General features: G+C 47.0%; 12 protein-coding genes. 6 read left to right on the plus strand and 6 right to left on the minus strand.

The window, feature by feature from the left end; all coding sequences use genetic code 11:
* Positions 1-2: 2 nt before the first annotated feature.
* From IEY39_RS19810 to IEY39_RS19835, 6 genes are all read right to left on the minus strand, one after another.
* A complete protein-coding gene (locus IEY39_RS19810) occupies positions 3-845 on the minus strand; it encodes a DUF6625 family protein (RefSeq protein WP_188934824.1) in 843 nt (280 codons plus the stop codon).
* Between the two features lie 10 nt (positions 846-855).
* Positions 856-1,686 carry a DUF6625 family protein gene (locus tag IEY39_RS19815; protein ID WP_188934826.1) on the minus strand — a complete coding sequence of 277 codons (831 nt, stop codon included), beginning with the start codon at positions 1,684-1,686 and terminating at the stop codon, positions 856-858.
* A gap of 2 nt (positions 1,687-1,688) precedes the next feature.
* Positions 1,689-2,816, minus strand: a complete 1,128-nt coding sequence (locus IEY39_RS19820; RefSeq protein WP_188934828.1) for a TlpA family protein disulfide reductase — start codon at positions 2,814-2,816, stop codon at positions 1,689-1,691.
* A gap of 91 nt (positions 2,817-2,907) precedes the next feature.
* Positions 2,908-3,075 carry a hypothetical protein gene (locus tag IEY39_RS19825; protein ID WP_188934830.1) on the minus strand — a complete coding sequence of 56 codons (168 nt, stop codon included), beginning with the start codon at positions 3,073-3,075 and terminating at the stop codon, positions 2,908-2,910.
* A 28-nt stretch (positions 3,076-3,103) separates the two neighbouring features.
* On the minus strand, positions 3,104-4,732 hold the full coding sequence (locus IEY39_RS19830; RefSeq protein WP_188934832.1) for a vitamin K epoxide reductase family protein: 1,629 nt from the start codon (positions 4,730-4,732) through the stop codon (positions 3,104-3,106).
* A 105-nt stretch (positions 4,733-4,837) separates the two neighbouring features.
* Positions 4,838-5,044 carry an HTH domain-containing protein gene (locus tag IEY39_RS19835; RefSeq protein ID WP_188934834.1) on the minus strand — a complete coding sequence of 69 codons (207 nt, stop codon included), beginning with the start codon at positions 5,042-5,044 and terminating at the stop codon, positions 4,838-4,840.
* 441 nt (positions 5,045-5,485) lie between these two features.
* Here IEY39_RS19835 and IEY39_RS19840 point away from each other — a divergent pair, with 441 nt between their 5' ends.
* From IEY39_RS19840 to IEY39_RS19865, 6 genes are all read left to right on the plus strand, one after another.
* A complete protein-coding gene (locus IEY39_RS19840) occupies positions 5,486-6,073 on the plus strand; it encodes an RNA polymerase sigma factor (RefSeq protein ID WP_188934836.1) in 588 nt (195 codons plus the stop codon).
* 124 nt (positions 6,074-6,197) lie between these two features.
* The gene (locus IEY39_RS19845) at positions 6,198-7,307 is read left to right on the plus strand and encodes a FecR family protein (protein WP_188934838.1); all 1,110 of its coding nucleotides are present in this window, start codon (positions 6,198-6,200) and stop codon (positions 7,305-7,307) included.
* A 233-nt stretch (positions 7,308-7,540) separates the two neighbouring features.
* Positions 7,541-11,002: a SusC/RagA family TonB-linked outer membrane protein gene (locus tag IEY39_RS19850; RefSeq protein WP_188934840.1), complete on the plus strand. Its 3,462-nt coding sequence runs from the start codon at positions 7,541-7,543 to the stop codon at positions 11,000-11,002.
* A 20-nt stretch (positions 11,003-11,022) separates the two neighbouring features.
* Positions 11,023-12,597 carry a RagB/SusD family nutrient uptake outer membrane protein gene (locus IEY39_RS19855; protein WP_188934842.1) on the plus strand — a complete coding sequence of 525 codons (1,575 nt, stop codon included), beginning with the start codon at positions 11,023-11,025 and terminating at the stop codon, positions 12,595-12,597.
* Between the two features lie 18 nt (positions 12,598-12,615).
* Positions 12,616-13,458 (plus strand): LamG domain-containing protein, encoded by an 843-nt coding sequence (locus IEY39_RS19860; RefSeq protein ID WP_188934844.1) that lies wholly within the window; start codon positions 12,616-12,618, stop codon positions 13,456-13,458.
* Positions 13,459-13,516: 58 nt separating this feature from the next.
* The gene (locus IEY39_RS19865) at positions 13,517-14,734 is read left to right on the plus strand and encodes a multiheme c-type cytochrome (RefSeq protein WP_188934846.1); all 1,218 of its coding nucleotides are present in this window, start codon (positions 13,517-13,519) and stop codon (positions 14,732-14,734) included.
* The last annotated feature ends 7 nt before the right edge of the window (positions 14,735-14,741 follow it).

The following is a 14,741-nucleotide window of genomic DNA, read 5'->3' on the forward strand; positions in this document are numbered from 1 at the left end:
GATTAACGATGATAGATCCTGCTGGGACTTATGGTGAATGCAGATGGTATGGACCTGGGCGGGGATCTCGAGTATATTTTTTTTAGGATGATCATGTGATACAGGATGACTTCGAACTGGCGTTTGAACACCAGCGTGCCTCTATCCCATTTCAGGCTTCCGGCAACGCCTTCGATGGCATGTGCATCGAAGTAGACCTTCAGCCTTTTTTGTAGCTGAAGACGTTTTACGACATGTGTCATGCTATCTATTTCGCATTGGTCGGCGACGTCTTCGAAAGTGATACCGACATCCATTTTCCAGAAAGCAAAATTGCATTCGTCAAAACAGTAATGTTCGGCAGTTGTGAACACTTTTTCGTAGTCCCTGCTCTCCTTGAACAGCTCATTTACCTGGTTGCAATTCCGGAAGAGGGTAAAATAGCCAACCAGAAAATCATGCCTTACGCTGATAACATCATAGTCCTGAAGGATCTCGTCTGTTATGAAACTCCTGATATTGCCATACACGACGTCTATGTCTCCCATGCCCCAGAAATCATACCCTGCCAAATGATCCGAGAAGATCAACCCGAAAGCCGGCTTAAAGTCACAGAGCTTGTAGGTGTTATCTATGACTACTTCCAGGTCGAGCTTTTTGCCAATAAGCGCCTTCGTTTCCTCGAAGGTCGTATGGTGGACCTTTACGTTATGGGGAAGCCGGCCATCATATGAGCTGTCGTCGGTAAGGATGATGAAATCTACGGTCGGATTGTATCGGCACGTATGCAAAAAATAGGCAAAATACCATGGCAGTTGTCCAAAATAAGGTGTGATGATCGCAATCGATCTGTTGGAAATAGACATGGCTGCTGTTCTATTTTGAAAAGCTGAATTCATTGATAAAAAAACGATCGGGGACTTCAGGCCATTCCGGGATTTGCAATAAGGAATGGACCTTAAAGCTGTTCAGGTGATAGAGAAGCGCTTCGTATTCGTTCTTGAAAAGAAGACGACCGTTATCCCATAACAGATCACCAGGTATGCTTTCCACTACATGGTGATCAAAATAGGCCCTGATGACTCCCCCATTATGCAACCTTTTGACTATATGTGTCATGCTGTCGATCTCCGCAGGCAGATCTTCAAGCACATGGCCGGCCGATAATGCACCGGCGAGCAGGCTGCATTCGTCAAAACCCAAATAGCCGGTTGTCTGCAGGACAGCAGGATAATCCCGGCTGTTTTGAAATAGGGTATTGAAAAGTGCCTTGTTTCGAAAAAGGCTGAAGAACCCGGTTATATATTCATTTCGGACGGCTATCACGTCGTAATTGTCAGTGATCTCATCGGTAACAAAACTCCGGATATCGCCATATATCATGTCTATGTCCCCATGGCCCCAAAAGTCGTAGTGGTGCAGCTCTTCGGAGAAGAGCAGACCAAAAGCCGGCTTGAAGTCACAGAGCTTGTAGGCATCCTCGATCGCTACGGAAAAGCCGAGCTTTTTCCGGGCATTTGCCCTTATTGCTTCCAGGTTACTAAAAACAATGTGTACGTTATCCGGAATGGCGTAGCCGGCGCTTTGGTTATCCGTGATCAGAATAAAATCGATAGTGGGATTGAACCTGCAGGAGTGGAGGAAATAAGGAAAATACCAAGGCCATTGCCCAAGGTAGCACGTCAATATTCCGATGCTTGCGCTCATTGTCAATTATTCAGACGGTTATCCAAGATCTGATTGAGCCTGGAGAGATGGGAGAAATCAGTCTCCTTCCCGGATTGCCTGTTATAGATGATCATTCCGGCGGGGTCTATCAGAAAAAGCATAGGCAGTGCCGATCTAACCCCGAATTTCGCAGATAGGCCGTTGTCATGGTAGATATTGTCCCAATTCATCGGATAATCACGGATGAAATTCCTGAATTTTATACTGTCGGCATCGAGGGAAACCGAGATCACTCTTACTTTGCCCCGGTATTTATTATGTATCGTTTGAATTGCCGGTAGCTCTGCAACACAGGGCACGCACCAGGTGGCCCAGAAATTTATCAGCAAATAATTCTCCGAACGGCCCTTAAAATCTATCGGCGTACCATCCACGGTAACGGTTTTGAAATTTGGTGCAGGTACGTTCTCTGATACCGAGATCACCCTCGATTGGAGAATGTCTTCTATCACCCTTCCTTCTTCGGATGATCTCTGCTGTTGGGAGAAGACCGAAGTATAAAAACGCTTGGTTTCGACCGGTTCCGCAAACATGTTAGGAGCTATTTCTTTCCTGAAAAGCCAGAAAGAAAAATAGCGGGACGTGTTTGCCTTGATGAATTCCAGCTCTTTGTCCAGAAGTCGTCTTCTCAATGCAAGATTTTTTTCATCCCAGAGCGTATCATCTTTTATGTTGGGCTCGTTATTCAGATCGGCCAGTTCTTTTTCTACAGGTTTTGTATATTCCCTTAGCAGGGCCGCGCCCATAACGTCCTCGCTATATGCGTGTGACAGGCGGGGTAAGCATTGCCTGCTCCTGTCTTTTGATGAGAGATCGATGGTTGCGGGCTCCCCCGATATAAAAAATGTGTTGTGGCCGGCCAGACCCGGCAACAGCGTGTCGGGCTCTATCGTGATAACTGCATACCGGGAGAAGTACCGATCGGCCATGTTGACCGGCTTACCGGATATTGCATAGCGCTTTTCTACCTCCTGTTTTCCGTTATCGTAGCGCACGCTCAATTGATGGTGTATCATTTCCCGGGGGAGGATCACGGAGACGCTGAATCTTCCCTGCGCAAAGCCGGTTGAGAATAGCAGCAGCATCAATATAGAAGGCACGATCTTCATAGCGTATGCAATTTACGTATTGTTGTCCGGTGAATAAAGAACATACGGCCCGTAATCTGAATTACGAACCGTATGACAATTGGCTTGCCAATTAGCAGGCTCCGCTGCAACCGCTGCCGCAGGTACCGATACCGTTGGAGCAATAACAATACTGCCCGCTTGTTCTGCAGTTGGCTCCGCTGCCTGCCATGATGTTCTTCATCTCTTCTCTGGTGAGCTTGCCCTGGATGTTTGCCAGGCTCAGTTTGACTGTTTTCATTGTGTTTATTTAAAAGTGAAAAAAACGACTACTCCTGGAGGAAGTATTGCAGATCATCTACGGAGTATGCTTCCGGTAGTTGATATCCATTTAGAAAGAAGGTTGGGGTGAATACGACCTTCATTTGTTTGCACCAGGTATCCATGGATTCGATCTTGCTCCCCTGCTTTGCCAGTTCTCCGTTGAGAGGATATTTTGATGCGAAAGTGTCATAATCTTTTTTCGGACTCAGATACCAATCGTCAAGGGCCTTCTTGATCGTTTCTTCGCTTTTCGCCGTCTCCTGGATGGCCAACAGATGACTCACCGGTTTGTAGGCGCGGTCGTCCGGCCGGTTAGGTGTCGTAAATATTATCTGGGCCCTGAGATTCGAATTCTTCTCCAGTAAAGATTCTAATGTAGGGTGAGCCTTTCCACATGGACCACAATAAGGGTTACAGACTTTTAACAGGGTGTTGCGAGCGGCAGGATTGCCCAGCTTTATACCCAGGCCGGCAACACCTTCGTTTATCAACTTCTGCTTTTTGAGAAGAGTCTCAAAGATCTCCGTGTTGAACTTTATCCGCAAATACTGCCTTTTTATATGCTTTGCCTCCTGAAGTCGTAACAGGAAGGGCTTCGCCGAATACCAGCACAAGGGCGGCAGGATATAGAGCAGGGCCGTCTTCACCAGGAAAACACCCGCAAGGGAACTAAAAGGAATGAGGGAGTGATTAGACAGGCTGACGATCGCGCCTAATACGAGCAGCGCCTGGATACAAAGACAGAGGACACACCACAGCCTGGCAACGAATCCCTGGAAGTAGATCGAAAACACCACATAGGGCAAGGCCAGGATGTTCAGCCAGGATACTATACCCAGGACATTCGGGAGATAGGGACCGGCAAATAAGAGCGAAAGGAACCCTCCCGTGAAATAAAAGAAACCGACCTCGCTCCAACTGAGCCATTTGAATAATTTGGCCTGCGGGCTGGAAAGGATGGCATTACAATTTCCTCTGGTGATTCCGGAGCAAACTTTTGCCAACACCCGATTGCCCTGATCGACCTCATACCAAAGCAGGAGGGACGTGACCGTTACCCCGGCCAGGGAGACCAGGTATTGTAAATAGATTCCCCAATTACTTGAATTCCACCCCGAACTGGAGATAGAACTCTGCAAGGCCAGTGTCGAAAGCGACAAAACCAGGATCAACAAAAATAAAGGTATCAGCGACTTGCCAAATTGTTTCCATTTCACCGCGTTGTATCCTGCTTCACCGGAGTACTCATTCACCTCTGCGATGAGGTAGACTCCCGTCCATTTTCGCAGGAACGTCTTTTTATCTTCTGTCTTAAGCCGCGAGTAATCCTTCGCGTAATAGCTGATCGTCGAGTCGGTGACCTGTGTTATAACCGTGAATGGGGATTCTATGTCGTCCTTAGTATACGCAATGAACGGCAGAGGCAACGAGTCTATCCCGGCTGGCTCCACTTTGCCTGCTCCATTTGGGATCTGCCACTTGGTAAAGGAATCAGATAAACATAGCAGGCTGGGCCAGTCCGGATGGTTCTGCAGCGTATTATTTACAGTTGTTTTGTTGACTTTTACATTGAGAAGCTTGAGGAAGACAATGGCCGCTTTTACTGGAGGGTCATAGTTATTGAATATATTCATGCTCTGGAAATTGGAAGTTGTGCCGGTATTTATCGATGTATACCAGCGTGATCAATATGCCATAAAATTACCATGAGGGACTGCCAAAAATAGGCAGTTCGAAAATTAATTATCTTCTTCGATCTTGTAGATCTTATCCTTCTTGCAATATTTGACAATGCAATTCTGTTCTCTCAGATTGTTCACCATTCTCAGGATCGTTCTTTCGGAGACGTCGAGTTTTTGTGAAAGTTGTTTCGGAGTGTTGGCCCAGCTCTTTTCAATGTATAGGCGTAATGTCGTAAGCTTTTTGCAGTAGGTAGCGTAGTCCATAAAATTGGATAGGTCTTTAGTGTATACAAACGTAAAAAAAAGATGTAATCTCTTTTGCCGGTGTAACGTGATAAAGGAGTTAGAATTTGTGAGCGTGTTAACCCAAAGGCGTGCCATGTATCATTTTCGGGGATAAGCGTGTTGATCAAAATTCTTTTTTTCATGTTTTTTTTATCGTTGTATACTGATTAACATTTATCATGACACGAATTAACATTTATGATGTTGTCGGGGGGTTTTATGTTGCCTGGAGGTGATAGGTTTGAGGATGAGCAGTTGCCGGTAAAGTAAGTAGGCCGGTAAGTGTCTGATTTATAATGGTTAATCCCAGCCTTTTTTTGAGAGCCCGATTTTTTGATCAAATAAAATCCGATTTGGGTTCTTAAAATCTTCTTAACTTGCTAATAATTGCTTATTATGTAGCCCTGCTTGCCAATTCTAATGACTGCTGAGAGTCTAACATATTTACAATCAAGGATTGCCCGCTTTGATGATCAAACGGCATATAAGGAGTTGTTCACTACCTTCTACTCTCCCTTGTTCCTCTTTGCCAAATCCATGATCAAATCCAAAGAGTCCGCAGAAGAGATCGTTTCCGATGTGTTTATCCGCATCTGGGAGCGGCGCCGGCAGCTGGAAAAGATAGAAAACCTCAAAGTATACCTTTACGTCTCCGTCCGCAACGCTGCCCTTAACCACCTCAGCCAGCAGAAACGCACCGGCACCAACCCACTCGAAGAATTCCACGCGGAATTTACCAGCATCTACTTCGACCCCGAACAACTGCTGATAACGGCCGACATGCTCGCCTTCATTAAAAAGGCCATCGACCAGCTCCCCCCGAAATGCAAGATCATCTTCAAGCTGGTGAAGGAAGACGGACTCAAATACCGGGAAGTAGCCGAGATACTCAACCTTTCCGTCAAGACTGTCGAAAACCAGGTGGCCATCGCCCTCCAAAAGATTGGCAATACCGTCAGCTTCGATGTCGACAAGACCATCCCTTTCTCGGTAAAAAACCATTCGTAGAAATTCATCCAACTGTTTAATGATCAACATCATACGGGGCTGTCCCTCGCAAATGTTAAAAAAATTGTAAACCTCTTTGGGGGTTTTTCCGCTTTTTCCTGTCCTAGGGACAACGAAGCTGCCAATGGGAAAAGAGCATAAAGAACATACCTGGAATCTCATCGCAAAGAAACTGGCCGGAGAAGCCACCTCCACAGAGTTAAAAGAGTTGGAAGACCTCCTGCGCAACAACCCTGAGCTGCACTACCCCGTGCAGACCATTGCCGACCTCTGGCAACACGCCAGCCCTGCCGACCAAAAACAGGCAGAGGAAGCCTTCGACCGCCATCTCGACCGCATCGGCCGGCTTAATATTGAGTATATCCCTGCGCCCACCGATGAGCCCGGGCAGAAACCGGCACTTCGCCGCAGGCGCAAAGCCCTCCTCCTGGCGCCCGCCCTTCTCCTCCTCGCCGGGATCATCATCCTGGTGAACCGGCCCAAACCACAACCTGCACCGGTGGTGGCCCAACAGCCTACCCCGGCAGCCCGGGAGGTCACTACGCAAACCGGCTCGAGGACCCAGCTCACCCTGCCGGACAACACCAAAGTATGGTTGAACGCAGGCAGCAACATCCAATACGAAAAGAATTTTGGGATCGACAACCGCGAAGTAAGCCTGACGGGAGAAGCCTTCTTCGACGTGGCCCCCGACGCCGCCCGGCCCTTTGTCATCCACGCCCGGAAGGTGGATGTCCGGGTGCTGGGCACCAGCTTTGATCTCAAATCCTATCCCACCGATAAAACTACTGAAGCCACCCTTATCAAGGGCAGTATAGAGATCTCTATCCGCAGCCGGCCCAGCGATAAGATCATCCTCAAACCAAACGAAAAGCTGGTGGTCAACAACGACGACAGCCTGCTGCTCAAGCCGGCCCCCAAGCGGAAAGAGCCCCGCCCTGAATCCCTCGTCGTTATCAGCAAACCCACTTACAATCAACGTTACGACGCCATCGTCGAGACCTCCTGGGTGGACAACAAGCTCATCTTCCAGGATGAGGAATTCAGCGATCTGGCAAAACAGATGGAACGCTGGTATGGCGTCTCCATCCGGTTCGACAACCTGCGGGGCGAGGAGCTCCGGTTCACCGGCATTTTTGAAAAAGAGACCATCCGTCAGGCCCTGGAAGCGCTGAAGCTGACGGCACACTTCGACTACACCATCGAAGGAACACAAATAACCATTCAAAACTGATATGACTAAAATTGCCAACCCTAAAAATCCGGGAATGAATAACAGCAGCTAAACATTAAATAAAAAGCGGGAAATGTTGGCGCATTCCCCGCGAGGTTAAAAACGGAGAACCGGTGGTCAGGAAAGACGCAAAACCGGTTCGCATATTAAAAACCCACAAGTTTAAAAGTATGAAAAAAATGCTAACGATTGGGGGCCTCAGCCCTCATGCCGTAAAAAAAGCTCTTTTGGTTATGAAACTTACCTTTCTACTGGTGTTTGTAGCGGCACTGCAGGTATCGGCAAATGTCAGGGGGCAGGAAAGGGTCTCGCTCAATCTGAAACAGGTAGAGATCTCCAGAGTGCTCAACTCTATTGAAAAGCTAGGTACCTACCGTTTCTTGTACAACAGCCGGTTGGCCACTATCCGGAAAAAGGTCACTGTCGATGTAAAGGATATGCCGGTAGCCGACTTGCTGAAGAATATGTTCAACGGGACTGACCTTACCTTTAGACAACTGGATAACAATCTGATCGTTGTGGTCTCCAATTCCCCGGAAGCCCAGGATATAAAGATTACCGGAAAGATCACCGGCGACAACGGTGAACCACTCTCCGGCGTCTCCATCACCGTCAAAGGCACCGTTAACGGCACCTCCACCGACAACAACGGTAATTTTACCATTACCGTCCCGGAGAACGGCCGGCTGATCATCTCTTATATAGGGTATGAGACCCAGGACGTGGCGATCAACAAGCAATCGGTGATCAATGTAAAATTGGTTACTGCCAACAAATCAATGGACCAGGTAGTGGTCATCGGTTATGGCCAGGCAACCAAACGCGACCTCACCGGCTCCATCGTCAAGATCGATGGCAAGGAAATATCCGATAAACCAAATACCAACCCTGTTGCCAGTTTGCAGAGTAAAGTTGCCGGTGTCTATATTGTCAACAACGGCACTCCCGGGCAAGCTCCTGATATCCGCATCCGGGGTACAGGAAGTATCGGCAGCATTGCTCCTCTTTATGTAGTAGATGGGGTGTTTACTTATGATATCAGCTTTGTAAATCCGAATGACATCGAATCGATGGAAGTATTGAAAGACCCTTCCTCTTTGGCGATCTTTGGTAATCAGGGTGCAAATGGGGTCATTATCATTACAACGAAAAGAGCGAAAGCCGGGCAATCGATCTTTACTTTTTCTACAAGCACCGGTGTAAAGCAACTGGTGGATAAGATCAAACTGGCAAATGCCAGTCAGTTTAATACTCTTTTTGCTGAAGAAAATGCAAATAACGGAGTAACCAATACCGGCTATCTCACCCTGCCGGATATGCAAAATAATACAGATTGGATAAATGCTGTGACCCGAACGGGTGTTCAGAGTGCCAATAATCTTTCCATTGCCAGTGCAACGGACAACAATAAATTCAATTTCAGCATTGGGTATACGTTAGACCAGGGAATTGTTCTACATGAGCAATTGCAAAGGGTTACAGCGACACTTAATGATGAAGCTAAAATTAACCGGTGGTTGAAGATTGGCGTCAACTTTACGGTAATGCGCGAAGATCTGCCTTATGATGCGACAAATGAATTAAACTTAGCGCGTCAGGTTATGCCCCAGGTCTCTGCAAAGACGAAAGCATTCAGGGTGCAGAATCCGTATGGAAGCGATACCCTTACTGAAAACCTGTATTCTACCACATTACCTGCATTACAGAATTCCGGTGTGCAAAATCCTTTATTGGATATTTATAGTAAGTATAACAGCAATATCGATATATTATATCGATATGTCGGAAGTGTGTATGCCGAGATCAACCTGATGAAGCACTTAACCTTCCGCTCTGCAGTATATGGAGATTTCTCCAATGAAAGCCATCGTCAGTATTCTCCCTTATACTATGGATACGACCCGGGACTTGACGCGCCGACTTTAGTAGGTACGCAGACAAAAGTGGTGCAGGATCTGACGGATACCAAGAATGCACAAACCGATAATATCTTAACCTATAAGAATAGCTTCAAGAACCATAATCTGACCCTGATAGCCGGGGCCACGACCTATTCTCATGACATCACTATTAATCAGGAATGGGTTGTACCCACTGATCCTTCTACGCCTATCCCGAATGACAAAAGGTTTTGGTATCCCAGCGCATGGCCGAACAGCGAGGTAACCAATGACCCCAATAAAACGTATTCCTATCAATATCAACCGAACTGGACCGTCGGTTTCTTTGGAAGAGCCTTGTACAACTATGATCAGAAGTATTATCTGAACGCTTCCGTCCGTCGGGATGGCTCTTCTTCCTTCTTGTCGTCACACCGCTGGGGCAACTATTGGACGCTTGGTGCAGCCTGGGAATTGACCAAGGAGAATTTTATGGCGGGTCAGAAAGCCTTCGACTTCCTAAAGCTCAAAGGCTCTGTCGGTACCCTGGGCGACCAGTCTGTACCTACAGGGGTGTATTATCCCTCTTATCCCGGAGTAGTTTCAAATGGACAGACCGTTTGGCCCGAACCTAATGCTCAGGGTTATGGCGGTGCTGGTTTTATTACGAGCTCATCCTATGGGAAAGCCTATATCGCAAACCCCAACTTACACTGGGAAACAGTTCACCAATATGAAGTTGGGGTCGAATTGGAAGCATTTCAACGCCGGCTACATTTTGAAGCGACGTATTTTCATCGCAGGACGGATGGGGCAATGGGCCTCTATCAAATTACCAACCAAACCCAACAATTGGAGAACCTGGTTAATATTCAGAATAACGGACAGGAGTTTACTGCTTCCTGGTATCAGCCCATCACCAAAGATCTGAGTGTAAACCTTTCCGGCAATATCACCTTCATTCAAAACAAAGTCCTGGGCTTCGATGATCCTTCCTTTACCTACGTTGATGCCACCAGCCAGAACAACGGCGAACAGGATAGTCGTACGATTGCCGGTCAACCGATCGGCGAATTTTATGGCTATATAGTAAAAGGTGTTTTCCAAAGCTATGCGCAGATACTGGGGTCACCCGTCCAATCCTCTCTGGGGCAGATCAGACCCGGCGATCTGATCTACGCTGACATCGCTGGGGGGAAGGGTGGAGGCCCCGATGGCGTCGTCGATTCCAAAGACAGGACATATATCGGTAATCCTTCGCCCAAGTTTACCTATGGCAGTTCGCTTACTGTCAACTACAAGGCCTTCAATCTCGGTGTCGACATCGGTGGCGCATGGGGGAATAAGATCTTCCGCGCCTGGGGCTCCCTGGAAGCACCCTATCAGCGGGTAAATTATGCCGGATTCCAGCTGGATGCATGGCATGGACCCGGAACGTCGAACTGGACGCCTCTTCTTAGCTCGGGAGATCGCGCCAACTATGTCGGATCGACCTACAGCATTGAGAATGGCTCTTACGTTCGCCTCCGCAATATCCAGATAGGGTATACCGTTCCGGCACGCGTTTTTTCAAAGTCATCTGCAATAAAGGCGTTGCGGGTGTACATAAACGCCCAAAACCTGATCACGTGGAAGAACAATTCAGGTTATACGCCGGAATATGGCGGGTTCACGCAATACAGCTCTTTGCAATCTTCCAATACCCTTGGCGGAGCTGCGGTCTCCTTCCCTCCCAACCCGTTGCAATTCGGCATCGATCAAGGCGGCGGAGCGATACCGAGGATAATTTCCGGTGGGCTGAATGTAACATTCTAATAATTTGAAAATTGTCCATTATGAAAAATAAAATAAAAATATTAATGGCCACGCTGGCATTCGCAGGAATTGCGATGCTACTGAACGGCTGTAATAAATTTTTAGACAGGAAACCTTTATCCGCGACTCAGAACGATTTGGCAGGCGGAAGTTTTGATGTGAAAGCCCTCGGATTGTATTCGGCATTGCGGAATTCTGCCGGCTTTAGCACCTTGCCCTGGCTGGACTTTCATTCGATACGAGATGATGATGCGCAAAAAGGAAGCAGCGTTTCAGATGGCGCCGAGATCAACGCGGAGTTTGAACACTTTCAATACACCAAGAATGACTGGGCTACCAATACGTATTGGGGCGATCACTTCAATATGATCCAATTGGCGAACGAGATCATTCATGATGCGGATTCCCTTAAGCCAAAGGATCAGGGGTCTTTAAGAAATGTCGGGGAGGCTTGTTTTTTTAGAGCTTACGCCTACTTTGAGATGGTTAAAGCATATGGAGAAACCTTCCTGCCGTTTGAGAATTTTTATTACACACAGCCCAATCAGCAGATCGTGCCAAATGCCAAGACCGGACAGATCTGGGCTTTAATTGATTCCGACCTGACTGTAGCCTCGTCTTATTTACCCGTGACATGGGCTACTGCAACCGGCAATTCAACTCTTGGCAGGTTAACTTCAGGCGCTGCAAATACCTTGTGGGCACAAACCTATCTATTCCGTAGCAATTGGGCAAGGGTCATAGGGCTTTGTAACACGGTGATCAATTCGAGTCAATATCATCTTGACCCCAGCTTTACAGATATATTCAAAGATGGATTGAATGGCGCCGGTAAATGCGGCCCCGAATCGATTTGGGAATTGGTGAATTATGTTGGGCCAAACCAGTCGCCCTGGATCGCTACACAATGGGGTACTTCCCAAAATGTCCGGCAGGGAGGTGCAAGCACTGATTGGAACCTTGGTTGGGGTTGGAATGTTCCTACTCAAGTCTTAGTAAACGCCTGGGATTCTACCGATCCCAGAAGGAATATGACGATCCTGTTCTCCGGTCAATACGATGGTGGTGCTGCGACAGGTGGTTATGGAAATACGCTTCCTGCCTATAATCCCGGTGTTATGCTCGACCAACCTTATTGGAACAAAAAAGCATATTCAGACCCGCAAATGAGACAATTTACCGGGCAGATCGGTAGTAATGGCGGGGCAGACTGGATCGACCATAGAATTTTACGTTATGCGGATGTGATCTTAATGCTTGCCGAGGCAGCCAATGAAACAGGCGATGGCGCTACGGCTGCCGCAAACCTGGAGCTCATCAGGAGCCGCGCAGATGGCGATTCCGGTATTACCCGTAAATATGTTCCCTACATTCCATTCGCAAACCAGGCTCAGATGCGTCAGGCAATTAAGAACGAACGCCGTTGGGAATTCGCGATGGAAGGCTACCGTTTCTACGATCTGGTACGTTGGGGCGACGCTCCGGCGGTATTGGGCAGTTTAGGCTATCAGTCAAAGAATGCATTATACCCGATCCCTCAACCTATCATTGACCAATTCCTGGGGAAGTTGACTCAAAACCCGCAGTATCCATAATTTAAAAAAATTAAGAATATGAAACACATTAATAAATATAGCCAGCTATTTACCTTCTTGGCTTTAGTTATTTTGGTTGCGAGTTGCCAGAAAATAGATCGCCCTTCGTTTGGCAATTATCCCAAGGATAGCAATCCGCCTGGCGGCCCATTGAAATTTTACGCAGCATTTGACGGCACCTCTGCCAATTCCTTATTAAATGCGGTTGACAGTATCCGGGCGAATTTTCCAACCAATAACCCGCTGCAATCCGGAACAGGCATTTCAGGAAAGTGCATCATAGGCGATGGTACCGATTTTATAAAGTATGCCGGTGCTAATGATTTTATCTCATCAGCAAGTAGTTTTACGATCTCATTGTGGGAAAAACGGAACGGGATACCAAAAGGGAACTCGGCTTTCTTTTTCTGTTTTGCTTCATCCAACGGTTACTGGGCCGGCGCCTCCATGTTCGGCTTATTTGACTGGGGATCAAACAATGACTCGGCGGTAATAAAAATCGATGCCGTCGATGCCAAGGTCTCCGATAATTGGTTTCAATGGGCTGGCTCTACGGCCCTCCATGGTATAATGGATAACCAATGGCACCATCTTGCCTTCGTTTACGATGCAAGCTCATCAACTATGACATTATATGTTGATGGTACTGCCAATCCCAATACCCAAAAATGGGGATCACATGGCGCTGCCAATATGGATAACAGCAAGATCACCGAATTTGATGTTGCCGGAAACAGTAATATCCCCAATATGGGCTGGGGTCAAAACTGGGAAACCGGTAATATGCTCGACCAGTTTAGATTATATGGCACGGCTTTAACAGCCGACCAAGTTAAAACTTTGTTTACCAACAAGCAATAGCGTTTAAAAATCATTCAAAAAAAGAGCACGACGTGTAGTGCTCTTTTTTTATTTGAAAATGATCACTTTCCGGAAATATCATTTAGCTGCCGGGCTTATAATAATAGCCATTTGCAGTTTGCTGTCACTTGAAAATTGTTTTCAAGGGGAAAAAGCGCCTGCGAATGCATCTGACCAAAAACTATTTGCGGGTTCACAAAATTGCGTCCGATGCCATAGGGATATTTATGAGCAACATTTGCAGTCTTTTCATCATCTGACGTCTGCTCCGGCAAATAGACAAACGCTAAAAGGCGATTTCGACAGCGCAAATAAATTTTATTTTAACGACCATCTTTTAGTTGCCGCAGAGAAAAAGCAGGATAGCTTCTATCAGACAGCCTATTCATACGGCGTCCCAAAACTCTCGAGGCCGTTCAATATTGTGGTGGGATCGGGAAAACGCGGCCAAACAAGCATATACTGGTTTCAGAATTATTTGTTTCAATTGCCGCTGACGTATTTCACCGAGACCAATGAATGGACGATCAGCCCGGGGTATTCGAGAAAAGTAGACTTTAACCGCAGTATCACTTCGCGCTGCCTGGAATGCCATTCTACTTATTTCCAGGAAACAACCAATAAAGATTCCAAAGCCGATGAATTTTCCAAGACAAATTTCATTTTAGGCGTCGAATGCGAAAAATGTCATGGCCCTGGATTGGAACACATTGCATTCCACGAGAAGAATCCTGGCGGGAAAAGCGGTCACGCCATTTTTAATCCGGCAAAAGGATCGCGCCGGCAAAGTCTTGATCTATGCAGGCTTTGCCATGGCGGTGCACTTTCAAAGTCCAGGCCTTCCTTTAGCTTTCAGCCAGGTGATAAGCTGTTCGACTTCTTTCAGCAGGATACGGCAAAACCTGTGTCGGAAATAGATGTACACGGCAATCAATACGGCATGCTTGCCGCCAGCAAATGTTTTAAGAATAGTGAAATGACCTGCCTCAGTTGCCATGATGGGCATAAGAACGAAAGCATGCAGGCGGCGCAATTTTATGTCAAATGCGAAACCTGCCATAAAAGCGCCTCACACAACACCTGTAAATTGACATCAACGGTTAGTCAGGACTTCTTAAAAACTAATTGTATAAACTGTCATATGCCGGAAGAAGCGTCAAAAGCAATCATGGTAATTCGTAAAGACGAGTCGATTCCGACATCGGCGCACATGCTTTCGCACTATATAGCGGTATATAAGGATATTTCTAATCAAATTTTAAGCGTAAAAAAATAACAGGGTC

The sequence above is a fragment of the Puia dinghuensis genome (assembly GCF_014642875.1).
In the GTDB taxonomy this organism is placed as follows: Bacteria; Bacteroidota; Bacteroidia; order Chitinophagales; family Chitinophagaceae; genus Puia; species Puia dinghuensis.

Bases quoted from the DNA above. Each gene is read 5' to 3' on its own strand.
- IEY39_RS19810 (WP_188934824.1), bottom strand. From the start codon at position 845: ATGTCTATTTCCAACAGATCGATTGCGATCATCACACCTTATTTTGGA.
- IEY39_RS19815 (WP_188934826.1), bottom strand. From the start codon at position 1,686: ATGAGCGCAAGCATCGGAATATTGACGTGCTACCTTGGGCAATGGCCT.
- IEY39_RS19820 (WP_188934828.1), bottom strand. From the start codon at position 2,816: ATGAAGATCGTGCCTTCTATATTGATGCTGCTGCTATTCTCAACCGGC.
- IEY39_RS19825 (WP_188934830.1), bottom strand. From the start codon at position 3,075: ATGAAAACAGTCAAACTGAGCCTGGCAAACATCCAGGGCAAGCTCACC.
- IEY39_RS19830 (WP_188934832.1), bottom strand. From the start codon at position 4,732: ATGAATATATTCAATAACTATGACCCTCCAGTAAAAGCGGCCATTGTC.
- IEY39_RS19835 (WP_188934834.1), bottom strand. From the start codon at position 5,044: ATGGACTACGCTACCTACTGCAAAAAGCTTACGACATTACGCCTATAC.
- IEY39_RS19840 (WP_188934836.1), top strand. From the start codon at position 5,486: ATGACTGCTGAGAGTCTAACATATTTACAATCAAGGATTGCCCGCTTT.
- IEY39_RS19845 (WP_188934838.1), top strand. From the start codon at position 6,198: ATGGGAAAAGAGCATAAAGAACATACCTGGAATCTCATCGCAAAGAAA.
- IEY39_RS19850 (WP_188934840.1), top strand. From the start codon at position 7,541: ATGAAACTTACCTTTCTACTGGTGTTTGTAGCGGCACTGCAGGTATCG.
- IEY39_RS19855 (WP_188934842.1), top strand. From the start codon at position 11,023: ATGAAAAATAAAATAAAAATATTAATGGCCACGCTGGCATTCGCAGGA.
- IEY39_RS19860 (WP_188934844.1), top strand. From the start codon at position 12,616: ATGAAACACATTAATAAATATAGCCAGCTATTTACCTTCTTGGCTTTA.
- IEY39_RS19865 (WP_188934846.1), top strand. From the start codon at position 13,517: ATGATCACTTTCCGGAAATATCATTTAGCTGCCGGGCTTATAATAATA.